This is a genomic window from Nocardiopsis camelliae, assembly GCF_028993595.1.
GTDB lineage: Bacteria > Actinomycetota > Actinomycetes > Streptosporangiales > Streptosporangiaceae > Nocardiopsis > Nocardiopsis dassonvillei.
This window is the reverse complement of the sequence record NZ_CP118614.1, coordinates 622,763-646,602: the sequence shown is the minus strand read 5'-3', so window position 1 is coordinate 646,602 and position 23,840 is coordinate 622,763. Positions and strand designations below refer to the sequence as shown.

Genomic DNA, 23,840 nt, shown 5'->3' with positions numbered 1-23,840 from the left:
GTCAGTCGCTCCAGGCGGAGATCACCGAGACCGCCTGCCAGAGGGTGAGGCGGGGGTCGCAGAAGGTCGTGTAGCGCTCGCCGACCCGCGGGAACCCGCTCGTGTCGGTCACGCACTCGGTCACGTCGTCGGGGGTGGTCTCCAGGTGCAGGCCGCCGGGGACTCCTCCCGCGGACTCGACCGCGCGGACGAAGCCGCGGACCTCTCTCCTGAGGTCGGCCACGACCCGGGTCTTGTGGCCCTCCGGGGTCCGGACCGTGTTGCCGTGCATGGGGTCGCACAGCCAGATCACGGGGTGGCCCGCCTCGGCCACGGCCTCGACGAGCGGCGGCAGCCGGTCGGCGACCCGGTCGGCCCCCATCCGGGCGATCAGTGTCAGGCGGCCCGGCTCGCGCCGGGGGTCCAACCGCTCGCAGAGGGCGAGCAGCTCGTCCTCGGCCATGGCCGGTCCGACCTTGCAGGCCACCGGGTTGGCGACCTCGGCCAGCAGGGCGACGTGCGCTCCCTCGATCTGGCGGGTGCGCTCACCGATCCAGGGCCAGTGGGTGGAGCCGAGCACCGGCCTGTCCGCCTTGGCGGTCTGCCGGAGCAGCGGCACCTCGTAGTCCAGGACCAGTGCCTCGTGGCTCGTCCACACCGGCGGGTCGCCGGCGGGCCGGGTGAACGATCCGCGCCAGCCGAGGTGCTCCATCACGTCGCCCGCGGCCATGTAACCGGTGAGCAGGCGCAGCGGATCGGCCTTCCTGCTCTCCGGCGTCGGCTCGGGACCGTTCACCAGGTGGCCGCGGAACACCGGCAGCACCAGTTCGCCGTCCTTCTCCGTGGGGCTGGAGCGGGGCTTGGCGAACTGACCGCCGATGCGGCCCACCCGCAGGACGGGCTTGTGGGTGATCATCCTGAGGGCTCCGGCCAGCATGTCGAGCAACGCGGCCTTGCTGCTGACGTGTCTCGCGCTGGACTCCTCCGGGTCCTCGGCGCAGTCCCCGGCCTGGACGACCAGGGACCGGCCGAGGGCCACGTCGGCCAGGAGCGAGCGCAGGGCCAGCACGTCCTCCGTCCTGACGAGGGCGGGCCGGGAGGACAGCACGTCGGCCACCCTCCGGACCTGGGAGGTGTCGCTCCATTCGGGCTGTTGTAGGGCGGTTCTGGTCTCGATGTCGGGCATCACGTTGTCCACGCGTCTCCATTGATCGGTTCTGTGTGCGTGCCGGAGTCGACAGCCCGAGCGGAATCCGAACCAGCCCTCGGGGTCAGGTCGGGATTCCCTCACGCCTGATCGTGGGAACGGGGATACCCAGGGCCCGCAGCTGGTCGAAGGGGTTCATGAACTCCCTCTGCTGCGCGATCTTCCCCTCCTCGAAACGGAAGGAGTGCAGGAAGTGGTTCGTGTAGTGACCCTCGGGGTAACCCTCGAAACGGATGGCTCCCTCGCCGTCGCATTCCACCCAGAAGAAGTCGGGGTCCTGCGTCTCGAAGATCTGGATATTGGTCCAGACCCAGTCGGGGAAGCATTTCAGCGACCAGACCGCGTGTTCGGCGAGGCGATTCCGGCCACGGATGACGATAGGCTCTCCGGTGTCATTGGTCCAGAGCCCTCCCACGCCTTCTTCGGTGAAGAGGAGGTGACGCTTCAGCCGATCCTGCCCCCTCGTGTTCATGTATGTTTCCACCACGTCACGGTTGTGTTTCCGGATCGCGGCCTCGTCACCGTCGGCAGGAAACTCAAAGTTTTCGGGCATGGCAAACGACCTGGCCTTTCCATTTCTGTGTTGAATATTTCCCGCGGGAAACGCTGGGGGACGCCGGACGGGCCTCAGCCGGAGTCCGCGTCCTCACCGGGCACCAGGTAGGCGAGCTCCCGCAGCTCCTGGGAGCGCTGGAGGACGATGGCGCGGACGAGGGGCAGCCAGTGCTCGGGGATCGTCCTGATGATCTCGTCCCACTGCGAGCGTCCGACCTCGGTGATCGTCAGCATGCGCAGCAGGGTCCGACCGGCTTCGGTGGCTCGCAGGGAGGGATCCCGGGCGAGCTTGCGGACCGCCGCCGCGGTCTCGCCCACCGCCGTGGACTCGGTGACCCGGGGCCTGCGGTCCGGCTCGCGGACCGCGACAGACACGGGGGCGTGTTCCCCGCCGTTGCGGCGGAAGCGTTCCGGGATGGGGTCCTGGCCCTGGTCGACGCGCTTGCGGACGTCCCGGACCGTGCCCACCGACAGGCCGCTCTTCCTGGAGACCTCACGCAGCGAGATCTCGGGGTTCTCGGCGAGGATGGCCGCGGCGCTGCGTCGGCCCTCGACGCTGCTCAGCGGCCTGGCCCTTCCGTCCATGCCCACCCTGCTCTCCGCGGCGGAGCCCCCCTCGCCCGCCTCCCGGCGGAGCCTGGCCACCGTCTTGGCGTTCAGCCCGGCCCTCCTCGCGATGGCCCGGTCGGACCAGTGCGGATGGGACAGGACGATGCGTTGGGCGGAGGTCCTGCGTTCGCTCAGGGTCAGCGGAAGCCCGTGCCCCACGTTGAGCTGCACCGCGAGGACGAAGGCGTCCTCGTCGCTGCCGTCGAAGAAACGGGCCCTGATCTCGGTCTTCCCCCTCATGCGCGCGGCGCGGATACGGTGCACTCCGTCGATCACGCGCATGGTGCGGCGGTGGACGAGGATGGGTTCGACACCGCTTCCCATTTCCGCGATCACACGGGCGTGGGCCGGGTCCTCCATCTTCTCGCGCGGAGAAAGGGAAGGGGCGAGGTCCGCGATCGGAACAATTCCCTGGGGTAGATCCCTGAGTATGTCAGCCACCTCGGGAAGCAGGTCACCGTCATTTCTCTGACCCTCCCCCAGTCCAGGGGCGGATGGGATGGTTTGGGCAGGCACAGTGAAATTTCCCTTCGTGAAGGGCATGCGAGCAGGGTGGACTCTCCAGAGGGGATCACAACCGGTTTCAGACTAGGTTGAGACCCGCAGCAGCGCCAGCGCGAAGCTGTCCGCAATCGGACAGCGGCGAAAACACGGGGCCGGGGCGGGCGCCCCGGAAAACCCCAGGTGAAAGCGGCCTGAGTGCGGCAGGGAGGGGGAAACCAGACACCTTCCCGTCCTCCGGCGACGGCCGGAGGGAATGTGTCCGGGCCCTTGTGAACTGGGGCGACGGCGTCAAGCACGGGCAGGCACGCGTGCACGGGCACGGGTCGCGCGGACAATCCGAGAAACACGGTCGGTTCCTTGCTTTTTCTCCGGATGAACGCTCCGCGTGACCTTTCGTGACACGGCGCGACTCCACGGAAATGGCGTACTTCCGCGGACCCCGTTCCCTTCGGGCGGGGCCGCGGATCGGCGGCGCCCCGCGCGGCCGGTCACCCTCTCCCCCGCCTCCGGTCACCTTCTCCCCCCGCCGTCCGTCATGGAGGTGAAGGGCGTCAGCGGGCCGGGTGGGGAGAGGAGTGGGTTCATGACCGTCGCGGGGGCGCGGTTGGAGGGGCGGAGTCCGCGCGGAGCGGGGCGCGGGCGCGCCCCGGGCCGCCGGTCGGCCTCCCCGGCGGGGAGGAGCGGGAGCCGGCACGGGGGCGGTGGAGGGGCGAGCGGCGGTGTGCGGCCGTCGCGTGAGTCCTCAGTGCGCCTGCACTACGGTTCCTCCGGCTGCGGACGCAGCCGCCCCGTCGGTCCCGAGAGGAAGCCCATGCTCACCCACCCCCGGCTCTCCGTGCTCTACACCAGCGACCAGCAGAGGACCCTGGACTTCCTGACGGAGGCGCTCGGTTTCCGACTGGAGGTAGACACCGTCCACCAGGGCGGACAGCGCTGGGTGGAGGTGCACCTTCCCGGGTCGCAGACCAGCGTGGCAATCGCCCGGGTCGACCCCGGACTCCTGGAGGAGATGAGGTCGCGGGTCGGCCGCATGGCCCAGGGGTGGTTCAACTGCGACGACCTCGACGCCGTGTGCGAGAACCTGCGCGGACAGGGAATCGAAATTCTTACGGAGCCGCAGGACACCGCGTGGAGAAAGGGGAACCGGTGGGCCCAGGTATCCGGTTGGGACGGCAACGTCTACGGCCTCATCGAAGGCGGAAGGTGACCTCGGGGAGCACCCGCCGACAGGGGTTCGCAAATCATCCGTCCAGGCAAACCGAACCCCCGCGACCACACCTCGTCAGAAAGGAGGGGAACGAAGCGGAAAGCGGCGGACCCGAGGGCAACCGGGCGTTATCCCCAGTTGCACGGCCGAGACTCACCGGGGGGCTCCCGAAGGGAACTCGAAGCGCATCCGGTTGATTCCCCGTGACCGTTGCCCGCCATTCCACCGGAAGGGCCTGGTCGGCGTGTCGAATCCTTTTAACCCGCCTGCCGGAACGACGGCGGGTGCCGGGTTCGGCGCCGCTCCCGGCCGGGCGGACGGGGGCCGGTCCGCGGAGGCCGTTGGCCGCCGCACCCGCCCTCCGGTGGTACCGAAACCGCTGCCACCAGCATTTTCACCGACGTAAGCACCGTCCGAGAGAAGGTAGGGGCCCCGGGGAGGGGCACCGCCGAAGACCACGCGGGAGGGGGACCGGAAGCGGAGAGGGCGCCGGCAGGAAAGGTTCGAACGCCGCACCAGACCACGGATCGGAGCCACGGCACCGGTTCACCGAAACACGGGACCGCACCCCGGCCGGGGTGAATGTCCGACAGAGGCCCGGACGGACTTCCCTCCGGGTGGCGGCCAAAGCGAACGAGCCAACCGCCCCCACTCCGGGAACCGGAAGTCGAACCGCGCACGAATAACAGGCGCACACCCGGGCAGCGCACATTAAGAGCGCCGCCGCTCCAACCCGGGACGCCTGTTTATTTGGCGTATAAAAAAGCGTTTTCAACTTTTCCCGAAAATCACTGGAACCACCTTTGTTTCCGCATACCCGTTCTGCTAGCCTCCGTTTCATGAGTGAAACCGTTATTCGCGCAAACGACGGCCTCGCCGTCCTCGTCAACGTCTTCGAGGTGGAGAAGGAGAAGCAGCAGCAGCTCGTCGACGTCCTCAACGAGGGCACCGAGAAGGTCATGAAGAACCGTCCCGGGTTCGTGTCGGTGAACATCCTGGCCAGCCTGGACGGGACCAAGGTCATCAACCTGGCCCAGTGGAACAGCCCGGCGGACATCCAGGCGACCATGGCCGACCCCGAGGCCCAGGCCTACGGCAAGAAGGCCGCGGCGCTGGCCACCCCCGGCCCCGGCGTGTACTCGGTGGTCTCGACCCACCACGCCTGACAAAGGATCACAGGTCCTTCCTCCTCATCCTCCCTTGCACGAGCGGGCGGGGGTCCGGAGCCGGACACGTGCGCGACCGGGAAGTCGGCGCACCGTCCGCCCGGGCCTCCGCCCGTCTCGTGTGCGGGCGCCCGGCTGACTCCCTTGGGTGACCGGACCCCGCCGTGATAGCACCTCTGGTGCACCGGGACCCCGGGCCCATCGACCGCACCACCCGACGGGCGCGCGCGTGCCCGCAGACAACGCGGCCACCAGGTCGCAGGAAGCACGGAGGGCCGCCATGACCTCAGCCGATGGCACCGACATCGTGATCGTCGGCGCTGGGATCGGAGGGCTGGCCACAGCCCTCGCCCTGCACTCCCACGGAATCAGCGCCACCGTTCTGGAAACCGCCGAGGAGATCCGGCCGCTCGGGGTCGGCATCAACGTCCAGCCCGCAGCGATCGGCGAGCTGACCGCCCTCGGCCTCGGCGACGCGCTCGCCGCGACGGGCATCCCCACCAGGGAGCACCTCTACCTCGACCACAGGGGGACCACCCTCTGGAACGAACCCCGCGGCGTGGCGGCGGGCAACGAGTACCCGCAGTACTCGATCCACCGCGGTGAACTCCAACTGCTCCTGCTGGAGGCCGTCCGCGAGCGCCTGGGCCCCGGCGCGGTCCGCACCGGCCTTCGCCTGGAGTCCTTCGAGCAGACCGCGACGGGCGTGCGCGCCCTGGCCCGCGACCAGTCCGGCGGAGCCGCGGAGGTCACGGGGGCGGCGCTGGTCGGCGCGGACGGGCTGCACTCGCGCGTCCGCGCGCAGCTCCACCCCGACCGCGCCGCCCTGTCCGGCGGAGGCGTCCACATGTGGCGGGGCCTGACCGAGCTGGACGGCTTCCTGGACGGGCGCACCATGATCGTCGCCAACGACGAGCACTCGGCCAGACTCGTCGCCTATCCGATCTCGGCCCGCCACGCGGCGCGCGGCCGCGCCCTGCTCAACTGGGTGTGCCTGGTGCCCTCCCCCGGCCTCTCCGTCGATGCGGACTGGAACGACCGCGGGCGCATCGGGGAACTCGCCCCGCACTACGCGCACTGGGACTTCGGCTGGCTCGACGTGCCCGGCGTGCTCGCCCGCAGCGAGCGGATCCTCCAGTACCCCATGGTGGACCGGGACCCGCTGGAGCACTGGGGCGAGGGCCGCACGACCCTGCTCGGGGACGCGGCCCACCTGATGTACCCGATCGGGGCCAACGGCGCGTCCCAGGCCGTCCTCGACGCCGCGGCCCTCGCCGCCGAGTTGGGGGCCGGTGGCGACGTGGGGGCGGCGCTGCGGCGGTACGAGGACGTGCGGCTCCCCGCGACCAACGAGATCGTCCGGGCCAACCGCAGGATGGACCGTTCGGAGCGCTCGATGGCCGGGCGGACGGACCGGGAGAAGAGCACCCTGCTGGAGACGGTCACCGACGACTACCGTGCCGCGGTCGAGCGGCCGACGGACAACGGGGGCCTGGACACCTCGGGCGCCCGCGCCCGCTGAACCCGGACCCCGTAGGGCCGTAGGGCCCGGCCGTGCGAGCACCACGGCCGGGCCCCTCGCCGTCCGGCCCCGCCCCGGACGGGCCCGACCCCGAGCGAACCCCGCCCCGGCCGAGTCGAGAGCCCCGGGCGCGGACCGCACACCGTTCCGAGGTCCCGCCTGTCCCACCGGCCCCACAGGCCCGGAACCGCACCCGACCTGTGTCACTCTCCGTAGTTTTTATGCGACCCTCTGAGAGGGTGCGGACACCCGCCGACCGGCTCCGCCGGTCGGCCCGCACGCATGGACCCGCACGACCGAGGGAGAGTCCTTCCGTGAAACCCAGCCGCCCGCTGCTCGCCCTGACGATGGGCACGTTGCTCCTACTCCCCGCCGGGGTCGCGGCCGCCTCGCCCGCCGCGGAGGCCGACCACGCGCGCGTGGTCAGCGAACAGCCCGTGCAGTGGACGCCGCACGTCCTGGACGGCGCGGTCAAGGACATCCTGCGCGTCGGCGACGCCGTCCTCGTCGCCGGAAGCTTCACACAGGTCAGCCAGACCGAGGGGGGCCGCGCCCACGACCTGCCCCACCTGTTCGCGTTCGAGCACGGCAGCGGGCGGATCCTCCACGGGTTCGAACCGGAGGTGGACGGCACCGTCACCACGCTGGCCCCCGGACCGGACGGGACGGTGATCGCGGGCGGGGACTTCGGCTCGGTGGACGGCGAGCCCGCCGACGGGCTGGCCCGGCTGTCGGCGGACGACGGCGACCGGGTGCCGGAGTTCGACGCCTCCGTCGACGGGGGCCGCGTCCAGCGCATCGCCGGCGACGGCGAGCACCTGTACGTGGGCGGCAGCTTCTCGGGGGTGAACGGCGTGGACCAGCCCGCGCTGGTCCGCCTCGACTCCGGGTCCGGCGAGGTGGACACCGGCTTCACGCCCGACGTGTCCGACGCGCGCCAGGGCGTGCTGAAGGTCCAGGAACTGGCGCTGAGCCCGGACGGGCGGCGGCTGCTCGTCAACGGCTCCTTCACCAGGATCGACGGTCACGAGCGGCACCAGATCGCCATGCTGGACACTGCGAGCGGCTCGGTCACCCCGTGGTCCACGTCCGCCTACGAGGCGGCCTGCGACTACGAGGAGCTGCACACCTACATGCGGCGGATGGCCTTCTCCCCGGACGGCTCCTACTTCGCGGTGGTGACGGCGGGCGGCCCCTACGTCAGGCCGGGCCTGTGCAAGTCCGTCGCGCGCTTCGAGAACACCGACGCCCCGGGCTCGGAGCCCACCTGGAGCAACAAGACCGGCGGCGACTCGCTGTACTCGGTGGAGATCACGTCGGCGGCGGTGTACGTGGGCGGGCACCAGCGCTGGATGGACAACCCCGAGGGCGCGCTCAACCCGGGGCCCGGCTCGGTGGCGCGCGAGGGCATCGCGGCCGTGGACCCCGAGTCCGGCAAGGCCCTGCCGTGGAACCCCGGCCGGGCGCGCGGCCACGGCGTGGAGGCGATGCTGGCCACCTCCGACGGGCTGTACGTGGGCAGCGACACCGACCGCCTCGCCGGCGAGTACCACGCCCGGCTGGGGATGTTCCCGCTCTCCTGAACCGCGGGCCTCAGGACACGGGGGCGTCCCTGCGGCGCCCCCGACGCCCGCCGGGCACCGGCGTGTCCACTCCCTTGAGCAGCTGGTGGACGCGCTGGTGCGAGAGGTCCACGACGTCGGCCATGGCCCGCTGTGTGACGCCCTCCCTCCGCATGGTCTCCAGGACCCGGGCGCGGGCCCGGTCGCGCTCGGCCTGGGACCGCCGGAACTCCTCCTCCGCCACGAGGTACTGGATGACGTCCTCGGTGACGTCCTCGCCGCCGAACTCGTAACGCCAGGTGATCGTGAAGTCCTCCGGATCGGTGTCCGTGAGGTCGGCGATGGCCTCGGGAACCTCGTCCTTGATCTCGGAGAAGTGCACGTAGTCGACCGTTCCGACGACGTGTTCGGGCAGCCCCGAGACACGTACGACCCAGAGGTCCTCGTCGCGGATGACGGTAGCCGTGTAGTCAGGCATCACTTCTCCATCCATTTCTCACCGAACAGGTGCTGCAAGCCGTCCTCCACGTCCTGTAGAAGGCCCCGGGACAGCTCCTTGGAATGTTGCGTGACCATGAAACGACCGACCTGTACTCCGCCTTCGCCCAGGAGGACGTAGGTCTGGTGTGATCCTTTGCCTCGTCCTTTGAGTTCTTCCAGGCGCAGGCCGTTCTTGCGCGCCATTCGGCGCACCAGGGCGAGCAGGACCCGCGCCTTCATCCGCTTGTTGACCATGAGTCTAAAGCTAGGCCGGTTGCTACTCAAGCGCCTAGGAAACTAGATATATGACCCGTGGAGTCGGAGGTTCCGGATTGCCGGAACCAGACCAAGGGTTCTCGGCCAACAACTCTTGGCCAAGAACCCTTGGGCGTCTACAGTGACCGCATGGACGACTCCACCCCCCGCGACGACGAGACCCCCTCCCAGGTCCCGGACCGCGCCCCCGACCCCTTCGCCCACGCGGCGACCCTCGACGCCCGCTCCCTCCGCGGGCTGGCCCACCCCCTGCGCATCCGCGTCCTCAACCTCCTCCAGCAGCGGGGGCCCGCCACCGGCAAGACCGTCTCGGAGTGGCTGGACGTCTCCTCCGCCTCGGCCAGCTACCACCTCCGGCAGTTGGAGGCGCACGGGTTCATCGAGGAGGACCCCTCCCTGGGCACCACGCGGGAGCGCTGGTGGCGCTCCAGGCACAAGGGCTTCCGCTTCCCCGAGCACCTGGACACCGACGAGCCCGAGCTGAGCACCGCCGTGCGCATGGCCCTGGCCGCCAGTTGGAGCGGGGAACTGGCCTCGGCCGTCAACCTGTGGGCGGCCCAGCCCGAGGGCTGGCGCGAGGCCCAGGTCATGTCCGGGCGGCGCACGGAACTGACCCTGGAGGAGCTCGCCGCCTTCCGGGAGGAGGTCCGCGCGCTCTTCGACCGCTACACGCGCGAGACCGGCGCCCCCGGCAGCCGACCGGTGCACGTCCAGTTCGCCGCCTTCCCCGACCCCGAGGACCGGGGACCGGGCACGGAGGACGGCGAGGGGGACGACGGGGCGACGGAGACGGGGGCGTGAGAGACGTCGGCGGACTGGTCGCCGCCCAGGCCCTGTGCTACACCGCCACGCGGCTGGCGATGATCGCCATCCCCTGGTTCGTCCTGGAGACCACCGGCAGCCCGGCGTCCATGGGGGCGGTGGCCTTCTTCGAGATCGGCTCCTACACCCTGGCCCGGCTGCTGGGCGGACCACTGCTGGACCGGATGGGCCAGCGCGCGGTGAGCGTGCGCGCCGACCTCGTCGCCGCGGCGGCGGTGGTCTGCGTCCCGCTGCTGCACGCGTCCGGGCTGCTGTCCTTCCCCGTGCTCCTGGTGCTGGTGACGGTGATCGGCCTGGCCACCGGCCCCGCCGAGGCCGCCAAGGTCTCCATGGCCCCGGCCGTCGCCGAACGCACGGGGACGCGCCTCGAACGCGTCACCGGACTCACCGGAACCGTGGACCGGCTGTCCACGACCGTCGGTCCGGTGGCCGCGGGCGGCCTGGTGTCCCTGCTCGGCGCGCTCCCGGCCCTGTACGCGAACGCCGCGCTGCTCGCCGCGGCGGCGGTGGTGCTGGCCGCCACCCAGCCCGGGGAGCGCCCCGGCCCGGGCGAGGACCCCGAGGCGGACTCGGGCTACCTGGCGAGGCTGCGCACCGGCTGGCGGGCGGTCTGGGACGACGCCACGCTGCGCGTCCTGGTGGTCGTGCTCGCGGTCACCAACATGATCGACATGTCCGTGGCCTCGGTGCTGCTGCCGGTGTGGGTGGACGAGAACGGCATGGGCCCCGCGGTGGTCGGCCTCCTGGGCGGCGTGATGGGCGCGGCCTCGGTGGTGGGCTCGCTCGCGGCCACGGCGGTCGGGCACCTGCTGCCCCGGCGGGCGGTGTTCTTCGCGGGGCTGGTGCTGGCCGGGCCGCCCCGGCTGGTCGTACTGGCGCTGGACGTGCCGCTGTGGGCGGTCCTGGCGGTGTGGGGTCTGTGCGGGCTCGGGGGCGGGGTGCTCAACCCGATCCTGGGCGCGGTGATGTTCGAGCGCCTGCCCCGCCGCGCCGTGGGGCGGGGGACGGCGACGATCGGCGCGCTGACCCGGATGGCGGCGCCGCTGGGCGCGCCCGTGGCGGGCGCGGCGGCCGGGCTGCTCGGAGCGGCGCCGGTGCTGCTGGCGTGCGCGGCCCTCTACCTGGCCGCGGTCCTGCCGCCGCTCGTGGGTCGCGCGGCCGGGGGCCTGGACAGGCGCGGGACGGAGCCGGACCGGTCACCTGACGGGGCGGGCACGGGCTGAGGCACCGGCCGACCCCGGCTGAGGCACACGCACGCGGGCACGGGCTCACGCGGGCACGGGCTCACGCGGGCACGGGCTCACGCGGGCACGGGCTGAGGTGGGCGGGAGCGCGGGGTCCGGCCCCCGGCCGTGGCGCGCCGGGGCGGCACCGGCCGACCCCGGCTGAGGTACGCGGGAGCGGGGCGCCCGGTCAGGACTCCCTGGCCGCGGTCGGCGCGTCCCCGCCCCGCTTCGCCTCGACCCTGTCCTCCCCGGCATCGGCGTCCGCCCCGGCCGGGGCCGCCTCCTGCTCCGGGGCCTCCGGCGCCTCCTGGCCGGGCGCCTCCTGGCCCGGCGCCTCCTGGAACTCGTCCTCGCGGGCGGAGGCGGCTGACAGGCGCGCGGACACGCTGTCCGCCTTGCGGCGCTCCATCCGCTCCACCGCGCTCGCGGAGATCCTGTCGCGCATCCCGGACAGCAGGACATAGGAGGCGAGTCCGCTGACCAGCCAGGCCAGGATGAGGGCGATCCACGCACGGGCGCCGAAAAGGTAGACCACTCCGAAGGCCGCCGCGAACAGCCCCAGGCGGGCGGCGGTATAGGTCAGCAAGCTACGCATCCAAAAGCCTCACAACAGACGATTACCTGGACTAGATTGGTCGCTACGCCCATCGGCGGCGCGGAACGCCCGGTCAACACCCGTGTCCGGACGTTCCCACACCCGGCACGGGTCGGGCCGACGGCCTTCCACAGGTCCTTATCTCCAGGTTAAGGGCGTGCCCGCTGCGACGGGCATCGGGTCGGTGTGTCGCCTGCGGCACAGGGGAACGGGACATAGGCGAACACGATTCGCATAGTCATGGGATGTTTCCAATCCCGACAGCAGGGCCCGAACATCACGTTCCGGTCACATATCCGGTACTCCTCCCCCCAACACCGCAATTTCTCCGAAAACTAGGGAGGAAACGGTCCAACTCGTGCACACTAGGGGATCAAACGCCCGCCGCCCCCACAGTCCGAGGCGGGCACGATTGGGGGAATGTGAAGGTGGAACGAGCAAGCGAACGCCTGTTGACCCCCGGGGAAGTGGCCTCACTCTTCCGGGTTGATCCCAAGACCGTCACGCGCTGGGCCGCCTCCGGGCGGATCAGCAGCATCCGGACTCCGGGAGGGCACCGCCGCTTCCGCGAGTCGGAGGTGCGCGCCCTCCTGCTCGGGGAGCCGAGCGAGAGCACGCCCTGAGGCCGAGTGCCCCGAGACAGCCCATCCGGCGGGAGCCAGAGCTCCAGGAGCCGCAGGGCCCTCCGGCCGCCCCGTCGGCCGGTCAGCCGCCCGCGGACTCCCACCTGCCCTCCGGCCCGGTGTCCCGACCGTGAGGAGTCGACTGCAAGAGTTAGGCTGGAACCATGGTGTGGCTTGGTGGCCTGATCACGCTCGTATCGATCGTTCTGTGGGTGTACGCGTTCTTCGACGCGCTCACCACCCCTTCCTCTGAGGTGCGCACTCTGCCGAAGGTGCTGTGGGTGTTCGTCATCGTGCTGTTCGTGCCCGTCGGCGCCATCCTGTGGCTCCTCCTCGGCCGCCCGCGCCAGGCGGCCGCACCCCGTGGGAGCGCGCCCTCCCCGACACAGGCCACGGCCTCGGCCGACGACCTCGACCCGTCCGACTTCACCAAGCCCTCGGGCAGCCCGCACCCGCTCGGACCGGACGACGACCCCGAGTTCCTGCGACGACTCAACCGGCGGATCGATCCGGAGGACTGACCCGGACACGACCGACCCGGACCGGTACACGACGACGGTGGGGGCCGCCCGACAGGACGCGGCCCCCACCGCTGTGTTCCAGCCTTCCCGTTCCCCCGCCCCGGGGCAAGTACATCCGGGCGCCCGGTCGGTTCTCCGGCGCAGCACCGCACGGACGGACCGGACACCGATGTCACATCCCCGCATCGGGGCCGTCCGCTCCGGAACCCGCTCTTCGCGTTCGGCGTCCATACCCGTGCACACCACCGAACACTGAGGAGGTCGCAGTGCGGCAGATCGGACACCGACGAGTCATCACCGGAACAGCGCTGGGGGCGGCTTCCCTCCTCCTGTCCACCGGCTGTTCGTTCGAGTTCAGCATCGGCGGCCCCGACGCGGTCAGCGCCGAACAGGTCGCCGAGCAGTCGAGCGAGATGCTGGCCGAGGAGGTGGGTCAGACCCCCGACGGCTTCACCTGCCCCGAGGACCTCCCCGCGGAGGTGGGCGCCGAGATCCGCTGTGAGCTCACCGCCGACGGCCAGACCCTCGGAGTGACCGTCACGACCACCTCGGTCGACGGCGACGACGTCCAGTGGGACGTCGAGGTCGACGACGCCCCGGCCGGGGACACCCCCGCCGAGGACGCCCCCGGGGACGACGCGGGCGGGGGCAGCGGCGGGGACGGAGGCACCGCCGCGAGCGACGGGGTCGTCCCGGCCGAGCAGGTCGCCCAGCAGTCGGCAACACAGTTGGAGGCGGTGGTCGGCAGGGCCCCCGAGGACTTCTCCTGCCCCCAGGGCCTCCCCGCGGAGGTGGGCGCCGAGATCCGCTGCAACCTCGTCGACGGGGGGATGAACTACGGCGTGACCATCACGACCACCTCGGTCGACGGCACCGACGTCCAGTGGGACATCGAGGTCGACGACCAGCCCCTGTAACCGCGGCGGCCCGCCCGGACGGAGCCGGGCGGGCCTGCCTCCCGTTACGCGACCACGCCGGGAGCGCCGGACTCAGAGCACTCCCGCGCCCGCCTCGCGCGGCACGCCGCGGACCGCGTGCACCGGCTCCACCCGCGTGGAGAACTGCGGCACCCAGGTCAGGTCGGTGCCCAGCGCCTGGTCGGGGTAGGCGTCGTTGTGCTCCCGCACCAGGTCCACCTCCGTGACGCGCCCGCGGCCGTCCTCCATCACCGCGTTCCCGTGCTCCACGATGTCGGTGCCGCCCCAGTTGCCGACGATCTCCCCGGCCGCGATGCCGTCGTGCAGGTCGAACAGGTTGTTCTCCGCGTACAGGTGCGACTCGAAGCCCACGCCCAGGCTGTACTGGTACAGGTCCGTGGCCACCGTGTAGTGGTTGTTGTAGACGTGCACCTGCCCGTAGCGCACGCGGGGCGCGCGCTGGCCCAGGCTGTCGAAGTGGTTGTGGTGCCAGGTGGTGCGCAGGTACCCGCGGTCGGTGGTGCGTCCGTCGCTGTTGCCCACGAGGATGGCCTTGTCCCGGCTGTCGAAGTGGTTGTAGGACACCGTCACCAGGTCGCTGGCGCGCACGATGTCGAGCAGGCCGTCGTGCACCTCGTACCGGCGCCCGAAGTACTCCGGCAGCTCCGAGCCCGGGTTGTCGCCGTCGTCGAACGTGTTGTGGTCGATCCACACGTTCGTGGAGCCGGAGACCTCCAGGTGGTCGTACTCGGAGTTCCAGTTGCCCTCGCCGCCGTCGCCGGGGTCCCAGCCCGGGAAGCAGTCGTGCGTGTCGGACAGGGTGAGGTTGCGCAGGATGACGTTGCGCGCACCGATCACCCGGATGCTCATCCCGGTGATCTCGGCGCCGTCCCCGGCGCCCACAATGGTCGTGTTGGAGCCGACCTCCACCCGGACGCGCTCCGCCTGGGCGGCGGACGAGGCCTCGCGGGCCTCCTCCAGCGGGCCGCTGGGGTCCTGCCAGCCCCACACCCCGGGGTCGTAGGCGGCCAGGTAGTCCTCCAGCGTGTAGCCGTCCACGGCGTAGTCCCCGCACGACAGGGGCGTGCCGTCCGGCGCCGTGTTCGCGTCGACGAGGCCCTCGACGTAGACGATCTTGGACTCGTCGCCGCTCACCGCCTCGCGGAACTCCTGCGCCGTGGAGACGCGGAAGACGTTCTCCGGGGAGGCGTCCGCGCCCCCCGTCGTCCCGCCTCCGGCCGAGGCCCAGCCGTCGCCCTCGGGCAGGACCTGCCTGCCCGGGTCGGGCGCCGCCTGGACGGGCGCGACGGCGGTCATCACCAACACCGCGCTCAGAGGGAGTACGAGCCTGCGCATGGTTCTGCTCCTCAGGGGGGAAACTGCAAACGGTTGCATGAACATCTCCCAGGAGCCGGACCGGCGTCAACCCCTCCCACCCGGGAAAACCCCGGAAAACCAGGCACCGGACCTGAAAGCACGCACTGGTCAACCACAACCGGTTGCCAGTAACCTCGGAACCGTTCCCCATCGAAGGAGGCCACGGGTGGCCGTGACCATCAAGGACGTCGCCCTGGCGAGCGGGGTGCACGTCTCCACCGTCTCCCGGACCTTCTCCGCCGCGCACCTCGTCAACGCCGACACCCGGACACGGGTGCTCGCCGCCGCCAGCGCCCTGGGCTACCGGCCCAACCGCGCCGCGCGCGCCCTGTCCACCCGCCGCACCGGCAACCTGGGGCTGATCGTCGCCGACATCGCCAACCCCTTCTTCCCGCCCCTGATCAAGGCCGCGCAGGCCCACGCCCGCCGCAGCGACCACCACGTGTTCGTCGCCGACACCGACGAGCAGGCCCGCGTGGAGGAGGAGCTGATCCGCTCCATGGCCACCCAGGTGGACGGCGCGCTCCTGGTCGCGCCGCGCCTGAGCAACCGCCTGATCGCCGAACTCAGCGCCGACGTGCCCTTCGTCGTGGTCAACCGCCAACCCGCCGGGCTGCCCGCCGTCCTCATGGACGTGGCCTCGGGCGCCGAGCAGGCCGTGGACCACCTCGCCACCCTCGGCCACCGCGAGATCGCCCTGCTCACCGGCCCGCGCGCGTCGTGGACCAACCAGCGCCTGGAGCGCGCGGCGGAGGAGGCCGCCCTGCGCCGCGGCCTCGTCCTGCACGGCGTGGGCCCCAACCAGCCCACCGAGGAGGGCGGCGCGGCCGCCGCCCGGCAGGTGCTGGACCTCGGCGCCACCGCCGTCCTGGCCTACAACGACCTGGTCGCCCTCGGCCTGGTCCAGAAGCTGCGTGACCTGGGCGCGTCCGTGCCCGGCGACCTCAGCGTCGTCGGCGTCGACAACACCCACACCGCCCGGCACTGCGACCTGACCAGTGTGGACATGCCCACCGCCGCGGCCGGGCGCGCCGCCATCGACCTGCTGCTGCACCGCATCAGCAGCGAGGACTCCCCCGGCACCGTCACCCTGGACACCCGCCTGGTCGTGCGCGGGTCCACCGCCGCCCCGCCCGCCTGAACACGGGGAACGCGGAGCCCCGAAGCACGCAGGACCCCGGGGCGAAGCGAAGCGGAGCCCCAAAGCGAACACGTCCGGGAGCCCGCGGGGTTCTGGAGGCGTCGGACGTGTGATCGCGAGGAACGAGCCATCACACGGGAGACGGCGAAGGTTCCCGCTCTCCGGGCGGCCGGACACGGAGCGGAGCCCCAAAGAAACGGGGCCCCGCCGTGGCGGGGCCCCGTTCGCGGATCGGGATCAGGCGTAGGAGTGCAGACCGCTGAACATGTAGTTCACCGCGAAGAAGTTGAACAGGATGGTCGCGAAGCCCACCACGTTGATCCACGTGGCCTTGGGCCCGCGCCAGCCGCCGGTGGCCCGGGCGTGCAGGTAGGCCGCGTAGATCACCCAGGAGATGAACGACCAGACCTCCTTGGGGTCCCAGCCCCAGAAGCGGCCCCAGGCCTCGTCGGCCCAGATGGAACCGGCGATGATGCCGAAGGTCCACAGCGGGAAGGCGAAGAGGATGAACCGGTGGGAGATCCGGTCCAGCAGCTCGGGGCTGGGCAGGCGGCCCGCGATACCGGCCACCTGCTCGCCCAGCGCGCGCTTGGCCTCGGCCCGGTGCGCCACGAGGTAGGTGACGCCGGCCGCGCCGGAGACCATGAAGGCGCCGCCCGCGATGATCGTCGCGGTCACGTGGATGGGCACCCAGTACGAGTGCAGGGCGGGGATGAGCGGGCCCGGGTCCACGTACAGCCAGCGGACGCCGATGCCCAGCAGGACGAGCACCGGGACCAGCACGAACGCGCCCAGGAAGCGCGCCTGGTACCGGTAGGAGGCGAAGAGCAGACCGCCCACCGCGACCAGGCACAGGGCCACGACGAACTCGAACATGTTGCCCCAGGGCCAGCGCCCGGCGGCCAGGCCGCGGGCGATGATCTGGGCGACGCCCATCACGAAGCCGAACGTCGTCACGCCCAGGGCGATCTTGCCCAGGACGCTCTGGGAGGCCCTGGCCTCCGCCTCGGTGCTGCGGACGTTGACCTCGATGCCGTCGTCGGCGCCGGACTCGGCACCGGCGTTGACCGGCATGAGCCGACCGGCTTTGAGCTTGGTGCGGCGTCCGTAGGCGGCCTCGATGGCGAAGAGGAACAGCGCAGCCGCGTACGTGACGATCATCGCGATGATCAACGAGTCACTGACTGACGTCATCACCTCGTCCACCTGTGCGGCGAGTGTGTACGTCACCGGTCACTCCCTTGTGTCGTCGACTCTGGCGGGTCGGATGGCGGATGGGGGTCGGAGCCCGGAGCGGGGTCCGGGTCGGAGTCCGGACCGGGAGCCGGACGGCCGTCCGGTCCGGAGCCGGAGTCCCCGTCGGACAGACTCCGGAGCCGTCCGGCGAGTTCCGTGGTGAGTTCGTGGAACTCCACGTTGTTGCCGGCCGCCTCGGTCTTGCCCAGGGCGGCCAGCTCCACGCGGGTGCGGCCGTCCCCGCTCCGGGTCGCGCGCACCCACACGCGGCGCGGGCGGACGAACAGGGTGATGATCAGCCCGGCGACGGCCAGGGAGGCCGCGGCCAGCGCGGGCAGCCGTGCGCCGTCGCGGTTCATCTGGAGGCTGACGTACTCCTTGTAGCCGGAGAAGGTGATCGACCCGGCGCCCTCGGGCAGCTCCCAGGTGTCCCCGATCTCCATCACGGGGGAGCTGCCCAGCTCCTCCATGCCGCCGGTGCGCAGCTGGTAGACCGACTGCGGGTCGACCAGCCCGAGGTCGCCCTGGTAGCCCTCCAGCGTGATCCGCGGGTTCCGGGCGCCCGGGAAGTTGGAGACCACCTCCCCCTCCGGCGTCTCCACCGCGCTGGGCAGGAACACCCCGACGAAGCCGAGCTGTTCGCCCCCGGTGTCGGGCACCTTGACCACGCCGTCGGAGGTATAGGAGGCCGTGTCCCGGTGCAGGAAGGGGACCGCCTGGTCGAAGACCACGTCGCCCTCGGCGTTGCGCACCTCGAACTCCGGCGCGTACCCGTGGCCGAGCAGGTAGACCTGCACGCCCGACACGCTCAGCGGGTGGTTGACCTCCAGCCGGTGCCGCTCCTGCGGCGCGTCGGGCGCCTCCCTGTAGGTGAGGTCGGCGACGTAGGACTCGGCCTGTCCGCGCAGACCGCCGTCCTCGATGAAGGAGGCCTCGAAGTCGTCCAGGTGGATGGAGAAGGGCTCCAGGGAGTCGGTGTCGGTCCAGTGCCCGGGATAGATGGCGTCGTAGGAGGTCAGGGTGTTGGCGAACCCGTCGCCCTCCACCAGGAGCATGTTGCCGCGGTAGCCGAAGAAGGACCCGGCGGCCAGGGCCAGCAGCAGGCCGAGCAGGGCGAAGTGGAACAGGACGTTCCCGGCCTCGCGCAGGTAGCCGGTCTCGGTGGAGAGGGAGTCGCCGTAGCGCTCGGTCCGGTGGCGCCGCAGGACCTTGCGGGACTGCTCCAGCACCGTCTCGGGGTCGGCGTCGGTGGTGAACGCGGCGGCGTAGGGCATCCGGCCCAGGTTCTTGGGCGTGTGCACCGGGCGGGCCCGCACCGCGCGGGCGTGCGTCAGCGCGCGCGGGAGCACGCAGCCCGCCAGGGAGACGAACAGCAGCAGGTAGATCGCCGCGTACCAGGGCGAGGAGAACACGTCGAAGAGGTAGAACCGGTCCAGCCAGGGCGCCAGTTCGGGGTTCTCCTGGAAGTAGACGTTGACCTCGTCGACGCTCACCACGTTCTGCGGCAGGATCGAGCCCGGGATGGCCCCGACCGCCAGCAGGAACAGCAGGATCAGGGCGGTGCGCATCGAGGTCAGGGTGCGCCAGATCCAGCGCAGCCAGCCGGCCGCGCCCAGGCCCTTGGGGCGCGGTCGGGCGCTCTCCCCGTCCCGGGCGGCGGTGCCGGTCCCTCGGTCGTTCGCGGTCGTGCTCATCAGATCACCGTCTGGAAGTCGGCGGCCCAGCCCTGCATGGCGATGGTCAGCTGTGTCCACAGGCCGGTCACCATCGCCAGGCCGACCAGGACGAGCATGGCCCCGCCGATCACGGTGACCGTGCGGGTGCGGCGCTTGAGCCAGTCGAAGGTGCCCAGCGCGCGCCGGTAGAGGAGGGAGGCCAGGACGAACGGCAGTCCGAGGCCGACGCAGTAGGCCAGGGACAGCAGCATGCCGCGTCCGGCGCCGCCCTCGACGAAGGCGAGGGTCTGCACGGCGGCCAGGGTCGGCCCGATGCAGGGGGTCCAGCCCAGGCCGAACAGGACGCCGAGCAGCGGGGCGCCCGCCAGTCCGGCGCGCGGCAGGCGGTGGAAGCGGAACTCGCGCCCGAAGCCCGGGATGACGCCCATGAAGGCCAGGCCCAGGACGACGGTGAGGACGCCGAGCACCCGCGTGATGGGGTCGGTGTAGTCCATGAGGATCTCGCCGAGCCAGCCGATGAAGCCGCCGACGGCGACGAACACCAGGGTGAACCCGGCGATGAACAGGATGCTGCCCGTGACCATGGTCCAGCGGCGGGAGGCCAGTTCGGCGTCGACGTCGGCGACGGTGGCGGTGCCGCCCCCCGCGGGCGAGGCCGTGCGCTCGCGCACCTGGGTGCCGCTCATCCCGGTCACGTAGGACAGGTAGCCGGGCACGAGCGGGAGCACGCAGGGCGAGAGGAAGGAGACCAGGCCCGCGGCCAGGGCCAGCGGGATCGCGGCCAGCAGGGAGCCGGTGAGGACGGTGGTGCCGATGGGGTCCATCAGTCCTCGTTCCCGGAGCCGTCGGAGTCCTGGTCCGCCTCGGACGGGGCGTCCGAGGGCTCGGCCGAGGGGTCGGCCTCCTCCGGGGACGCCGTCTCCCCGGCCTCCTGCTCCGCGACCCGGGGGCGCTCCTCCGGGTCGCCGAAGTCGAACTCGACCACCAGCGGGTTGAGCAGCTCGGTGAGCTGGCCGTAGGTGGTCGGGCCGATGACGCGGGCGGCGATGCGGCCCTCGGGGTCGATGACGAGCGTGCTGGGGATGGAGCGCGGGGGCACGGTGTCGCGGAAGGCCTGGGGCACCGCGCCGGGCTGGTCGTACAGGCTCGGGTAGGGGACGTCCATGCTCTCCTGGTAGGAGCGCGCGGCCGTCTCGTCGTCCTTGATGTTCACGCCGAGGAAGTCCACACCCAGGTCCGCGTACTCGGCGTGCACCTCGTCCAGGACCGGCTGCTCGGCGCGGCAGGGGCCGCACCAGCTCGCCCAGACGTTGAGGACGACGATGCCGCCCTCGTAGTCGCCGAGGGAGACCTCCTCGCCGTCGAGGGTGGTGCCGGTGACCTCGGGCGCCTCCGTGCGCTCGGCGGTCTCGAAGGTGGTGGCGCTGCCGTCTCCGGAGATGAAGCGGTTTTCCTCGTCGCTGGCCTGGATCTCGTTGCCCCCGGCGCAGCCGGTCAGGGCGAGTACGGCGGCCAGTCCGGCCGCCGCCAGGCGCGGCACGGTACGACTCCGGCGCGTACCGGTGCTGGTGCTGGGCATCGAGGGGACCTCGCGAACGGGGTGTGAACAGGGCGGACTACAACAACGACAAAGTGTAGTAGATGCCCTGGAGCCCGTTCGGCCGCCCCGGCACAAGGGGGAACCGCGGCCGGTGGGGGTGGGGACGGCCCTGCCGCGCGCCGGGGCGGCGCGCCGGGGCGGGGACGGGAAGACCCCGGTGGGGGCGGTGTCCGTCAGTCACCGCCCCCCGGGTGTGTCGGCTGACCGGGGGCCGGGGGGCGGCCCCGGTCGGCCGGGCCCTGGATCAACCAGCCTCGACGAAAGCCTCGCGGAGGTAGTCGTGCACGGCCCGCTCGGGAACCCGGTAGGAACGCCCCACGCGAATCGCGGGGAGAACTCCCGAGTGCACCATTCGGTAAACGGTCATCTTGGACACACGCATGATCGTGGCTACCTCCGCCACGGTCAGGAACCTGACCTCTTCGAGAGGCGGCTTGCTCCCGTTCATCTTTCGACGCCCTCATTCCCGGACGTGAGCATTGTCTACCCTTGGGACCGGCGTGGTGTGCGGCGGCGACCCCGGTGTGCCCACCCCAAACCACGCCAGCGTGTCACGCTGTCACTACTGACACGTCCGTTTTCAGAGTAGAGCCGAGTTCGCCTCAGCGAAAGGCCGTTGGGACTGTCTTCGGCGCTATGTGTTGATGGCGGGTCGGATGAGGTTTAACGGTGGGTATAAATGGTCTCCCCCACTCACAGGAGACCGGCCCGGGCGAGAACGTATTCGCGCAGCGGGGCGTAGTCCTCGGTCAGGTAACCGTCGTCCAAAGGCACCGTGACCAGTAGTTTCCCCTCGGCCTCGGCGAGGAAGAGGGCGGGGTCGTTGCAGTCGGCGAAGCCCATCGCGGGCACTCCCGCCTCACCGGCCGCACCCGCGAACCCGTGGTCGGCGATGACCAACTGCGGCCATGCCTCACCGCGGTCCGCGAGGTCCCCGAGGATGGCACGCATGGCGAAGGGGTGGTGGCTGTGACGGGCGAGACGGCCGTCCGTGACGATGGCGATGTCGTCCTCCCACACCACGATCCGGCGGTTCGGCGGGCGCTCCGTGGTCACTTCGTAGGAGTAGCCGCCACCAGCGGTGAGGACCTGGCACCCGCGCTCTGCGAGGGCGTCCTTCCAGGCGCGGTAGGTCTCGCGGAGGTTGCGCGGGTGGCCGGTGGCGAACAGGACCCGTTCCCGGCGCTCGGCGGCCAGGGCCAGCCGGTCGGCGAAGGCCTCCAGGGCGTCGATGGTCAGGTCGGGGTCGATGGTGTCGATCCCCCACACGTACTCCTCGTCGGCCACCACGCCGCAGCGCTTGCTCATCAGCGCCAGGACCTCGGAGTAGGTCCAGTCGTGGGAGAAGGTGAGGCCGAACTGGTGGTAGGGGTCCTTCTGGACGAGCCGCCGGTAGTGCCGCAGGTTGTTCTGGCGCGGGGTGTCGACGTGCCCGGCGATTCCCGTGCGCACCAGATAGGTGATCAGTTCAGCGCGTGTCGGCGGCGTCACCTGGCGCTCCCCTTCCTCGTCTGCGCAGCGAGCGTGCGCCACGCTGGGCGGCCACCACGGCGCCTGCTCCTGTTCGCCCGGTATTCAACCTCTGTCCTACCCGCTTCGGACGCGACACGCGCGGCTCCTCCGGAATTCACGCCGGTCGACACCGGGGTGTTATGGGAGCCGTCCCGTGAGCCGCCCGGAGTCCCGTGAGCCCCTGCCGGCACCGAATCGGCGACCCGGTCGCGGCGACGCGGAAGGGCTGGCCCCTACAGGCTCGGGTCGATCCCGTGGCTGGGGAAGACCGCGGTCCGGGTCGCGTGGATGGCCCGGTCCACCGGGTCGCCCGGGTCGTAGCCGTCCACGAAGTGGTCGAAGACGACCTCGCGCCCGTCGGTCATGTACAGCGGCGCCAGCTCACCCGTGCGCTGGCGCACGAAGTCGCGCCAGCCCTGCGGGGTCTCGGTGTCGGGGTCGACGGGGCGGCCCGCGGCCTCGCCCAGCAGGTGGGTCCAGGCGCGGGGGACGACGTGGACCAGCCCGTACCCGCCGCCGCCGAACAGCAGCCAGCGGCCGCCGGCCGTCTTGCGGGCCAGCTCGTGCAGCTCGGCGTAGGCGCGGCGCTGGCCGTCCACGCTCAGGGTGAGGTTGGCGAGCGGGTCCAGGGCGTGGGTGTCGCAGCCCTGCTGGGTCACCAGGATCTCGGGCTGGAACTCGTGCAGCAGCGGCGGGACGACGGCGTCGAAGGCGCGGTGCCAGCCGTTGTCGCCGGTGCCCGCGGGCAGGGCGACGTTGACCGCGTACCCCTCGGCGTCCGGGCCGCCGGTCTCGGAGGCCTGGCCGGTGCCGGGGAACAGGGTCGCCGGGGACTCGTGGAGGCTGATGGTGAGCACGCGCGGGTCGTTGTAGAAGGCGTTCTGGACGCCGTCGCCGTGGTGGACGTCCACGTCCACGTAGGCGACGCGCTTGGCCCCCTGCTCCAGCAGCCAGGCGATGGCCAGGGCGGGGTCGTTGTAGACGCAGAAGCCCCAGGCGTTGCCGCGCATGGCGTGGTGCAGGCCGCCCGCGATGTTGGCCGCGTGCGCGGTCTCACCGCTCCACACCGCCCGCGCGGCGGCCACGGAGGCGCCGGAGATGAGCGCGGCGGCGTCGTGCATGTCCTTGAAGACGGGGTTGTCGGAGGTGCCCAGCATGTGGACGTCGTCGGGCTCCAGCGTGCGGCCCGCGCGCTTGACCGCCTCGATGTAGGCGGGGTCGTGCACGAGGGACAGGAGTTCGTCCGAGGCGGGTTCGACGTCCAGGAGTCCGACCCCCGGCGCGTCCAGCACGCCGAGTTCGCGGCTGAGCGCCATGGTCAGCTCGACGCGTATCGGCGCCATCGGGTGCTGCGGACCGAAGTCGTAGGCCGTGAGTCCGTCGTCCCATGCCACCCGAAGCGAGCAGGACGTGCGCCCTCCCATGTGGTGACCCCCGTTTCAGGTGTGCGTGCTCCGAAGCACACAGTACGCACAACCGCACGCGTGGACGAACCCCGGGGTTGGCCGCCGGTCCGGCACGGGGGCC

General features: G+C 71.4%; 24 protein-coding genes. 10 read left to right on the top strand and 14 right to left on the bottom strand.

What is annotated here, in order from left to right; all coding sequences use genetic code 11:
• Position 1: 1 nt before the first annotated feature.
• From PV789_RS03035 to PV789_RS03025, 3 genes are all read right to left on the bottom strand, one after another.
• Positions 2-1,177, bottom strand: coding sequence for a 3-deoxy-7-phosphoheptulonate synthase (locus PV789_RS03035; protein ID WP_274976060.1), 1,176 nt, complete (start codon positions 1,175-1,177; stop codon positions 2-4).
• Positions 1,178-1,250: 73 nt separating this feature from the next.
• Entirely contained in the window at positions 1,251-1,739 is a 489-nt protein-coding gene (locus tag PV789_RS03030) for a PhzA/PhzB family protein (RefSeq protein ID WP_212641673.1), read from the bottom strand.
• Positions 1,740-1,813: 74 nt separating this feature from the next.
• On the bottom strand, positions 1,814-2,674 hold the full coding sequence (locus PV789_RS03025; protein WP_274976059.1) for a ParB/RepB/Spo0J family partition protein: 861 nt from the start codon (positions 2,672-2,674) through the stop codon (positions 1,814-1,816).
• A gap of 991 nt (positions 2,675-3,665) precedes the next feature.
• Here PV789_RS03025 and PV789_RS03020 point away from each other — a divergent pair.
• The 4 genes from PV789_RS03020 (at position 3,666) to PV789_RS03005 (ending at position 8,332) form a co-directional block, all read left to right on the top strand.
• Positions 3,666-4,061 carry a VOC family protein gene (locus PV789_RS03020; RefSeq protein WP_274976058.1) on the top strand — a complete coding sequence of 132 codons (396 nt, stop codon included), beginning with the start codon at positions 3,666-3,668 and terminating at the stop codon, positions 4,059-4,061.
• An 839-nt stretch (positions 4,062-4,900) separates the two neighbouring features.
• A complete protein-coding gene (locus PV789_RS03015; protein ID WP_274976057.1) occupies positions 4,901-5,227 on the top strand; it encodes an antibiotic biosynthesis monooxygenase family protein in 327 nt (108 codons plus the stop codon).
• 280 nt (positions 5,228-5,507) lie between these two features.
• The gene (locus PV789_RS03010; protein ID WP_274976056.1) at positions 5,508-6,749 is read left to right on the top strand and encodes a flavin-dependent oxidoreductase; all 1,242 of its coding nucleotides are present in this window, start codon (positions 5,508-5,510) and stop codon (positions 6,747-6,749) included.
• A 314-nt stretch (positions 6,750-7,063) separates the two neighbouring features.
• Positions 7,064-8,332, top strand: a complete 1,269-nt coding sequence (locus PV789_RS03005) for a delta-60 repeat domain-containing protein (protein WP_274976055.1) — start codon at positions 7,064-7,066, stop codon at positions 8,330-8,332.
• 10 nt (positions 8,333-8,342) lie between these two features.
• Here PV789_RS03005 and PV789_RS03000 read toward each other — a convergent pair whose 3' ends face one another.
• Positions 8,343-8,789 (bottom strand): hypothetical protein, encoded by a 447-nt coding sequence (locus tag PV789_RS03000; protein ID WP_212641679.1) that lies wholly within the window; start codon positions 8,787-8,789, stop codon positions 8,343-8,345.
• Positions 8,789-9,046 (bottom strand): hypothetical protein, encoded by a 258-nt coding sequence (locus PV789_RS02995; protein WP_212641680.1) that lies wholly within the window; start codon positions 9,044-9,046, stop codon positions 8,789-8,791. The genes PV789_RS03000 and PV789_RS02995 overlap by 1 nt, the downstream gene beginning before the upstream one ends.
• Positions 9,047-9,196: 150 nt before the next feature.
• Here PV789_RS02995 and PV789_RS02990 point away from each other — a divergent pair, with 150 nt between their 5' ends.
• The gene (locus PV789_RS02990; protein WP_274976054.1) at positions 9,197-9,868 is read left to right on the top strand and encodes a winged helix-turn-helix domain-containing protein; all 672 of its coding nucleotides are present in this window, start codon (positions 9,197-9,199) and stop codon (positions 9,866-9,868) included.
• A complete protein-coding gene (locus PV789_RS02985) occupies positions 9,865-11,112 on the top strand; it encodes an MFS transporter (RefSeq protein ID WP_274976053.1) in 1,248 nt (415 codons plus the stop codon). The genes PV789_RS02990 and PV789_RS02985 overlap by 4 nt, the downstream gene beginning before the upstream one ends.
• Positions 11,113-11,302: 190 nt before the next feature.
• Here PV789_RS02985 and PV789_RS02980 read toward each other — a convergent pair whose 3' ends face one another.
• Positions 11,303-11,710 carry a DUF4229 domain-containing protein gene (locus PV789_RS02980; protein ID WP_274976052.1) on the bottom strand — a complete coding sequence of 136 codons (408 nt, stop codon included), beginning with the start codon at positions 11,708-11,710 and terminating at the stop codon, positions 11,303-11,305.
• Positions 11,711-12,132: 422 nt separating this feature from the next.
• Between PV789_RS02980 and PV789_RS02975 the strand changes: the two genes are divergently transcribed.
• The 3 genes from PV789_RS02975 to PV789_RS02965 all read left to right on the top strand — a co-directional run bounded on the left by PV789_RS02975 (position 12,133) and on the right by PV789_RS02965 (position 13,771).
• Complete coding sequence (locus tag PV789_RS02975; RefSeq protein ID WP_017535950.1) at positions 12,133-12,333, top strand: BldC family transcriptional regulator; 201 nt, start codon at positions 12,133-12,135, stop codon at positions 12,331-12,333.
• Positions 12,334-12,497: 164 nt separating this feature from the next.
• The gene (locus PV789_RS02970) at positions 12,498-12,854 is read left to right on the top strand and encodes a PLD nuclease N-terminal domain-containing protein (protein ID WP_248773343.1); all 357 of its coding nucleotides are present in this window, start codon (positions 12,498-12,500) and stop codon (positions 12,852-12,854) included.
• Positions 12,855-13,120: 266 nt separating this feature from the next.
• A complete protein-coding gene (locus PV789_RS02965; protein WP_274976051.1) occupies positions 13,121-13,771 on the top strand; it encodes a DUF4333 domain-containing protein in 651 nt (216 codons plus the stop codon).
• Between the two features lie 72 nt (positions 13,772-13,843).
• Here PV789_RS02965 and PV789_RS02960 read toward each other — a convergent pair whose 3' ends face one another.
• Entirely contained in the window at positions 13,844-15,127 is a 1,284-nt protein-coding gene (locus tag PV789_RS02960; protein ID WP_274976050.1) for a pectate lyase family protein, read from the bottom strand.
• A gap of 187 nt (positions 15,128-15,314) precedes the next feature.
• On the opposite strand from PV789_RS02960, the gene PV789_RS02955 reads away from it, so the two are divergent.
• Positions 15,315-16,289, top strand: a complete 975-nt coding sequence (locus PV789_RS02955; RefSeq protein WP_274976049.1) for a LacI family DNA-binding transcriptional regulator — start codon at positions 15,315-15,317, stop codon at positions 16,287-16,289.
• Positions 16,290-16,526: 237 nt separating this feature from the next.
• On the opposite strand, the gene ccsB is transcribed toward PV789_RS02955, so the two are convergent.
• From ccsB to PV789_RS02920, 7 genes are all read right to left on the bottom strand, one after another.
• Positions 16,527-17,519: a c-type cytochrome biogenesis protein CcsB gene (ccsB, locus tag PV789_RS02950; protein ID WP_274976048.1), complete on the bottom strand. Its 993-nt coding sequence runs from the start codon at positions 17,517-17,519 to the stop codon at positions 16,527-16,529.
• On the bottom strand, positions 17,516-19,219 hold the full coding sequence (resB, locus tag PV789_RS02945) for a cytochrome c biogenesis protein ResB (RefSeq protein ID WP_274976047.1): 1,704 nt from the start codon (positions 19,217-19,219) through the stop codon (positions 17,516-17,518). Before resB ends, ccsB begins: the two co-directional genes overlap by 4 nt.
• Positions 19,219-20,025 (bottom strand): cytochrome c biogenesis CcdA family protein, encoded by an 807-nt coding sequence (locus tag PV789_RS02940; RefSeq protein ID WP_274976046.1) that lies wholly within the window; start codon positions 20,023-20,025, stop codon positions 19,219-19,221. The genes resB and PV789_RS02940 overlap by 1 nt, the downstream gene beginning before the upstream one ends.
• Positions 20,025-20,780 carry a TlpA family protein disulfide reductase gene (locus PV789_RS02935; RefSeq protein ID WP_274976045.1) on the bottom strand — a complete coding sequence of 252 codons (756 nt, stop codon included), beginning with the start codon at positions 20,778-20,780 and terminating at the stop codon, positions 20,025-20,027. The genes PV789_RS02940 and PV789_RS02935 overlap by 1 nt, the downstream gene beginning before the upstream one ends.
• A gap of 265 nt (positions 20,781-21,045) precedes the next feature.
• Positions 21,046-21,249 (bottom strand): helix-turn-helix domain-containing protein, encoded by a 204-nt coding sequence (locus PV789_RS02930; protein WP_013155995.1) that lies wholly within the window; start codon positions 21,247-21,249, stop codon positions 21,046-21,048.
• 245 nt (positions 21,250-21,494) lie between these two features.
• Positions 21,495-22,292, bottom strand: a complete 798-nt coding sequence (locus tag PV789_RS02925) for a phosphatase (RefSeq protein WP_047872089.1) — start codon at positions 22,290-22,292, stop codon at positions 21,495-21,497.
• A 254-nt stretch (positions 22,293-22,546) separates the two neighbouring features.
• A complete protein-coding gene (locus PV789_RS02920) occupies positions 22,547-23,707 on the bottom strand; it encodes an acetoin utilization protein AcuC (RefSeq protein ID WP_212641692.1) in 1,161 nt (386 codons plus the stop codon).
• Positions 23,708-23,840: the final 133 nt, after the last annotated feature.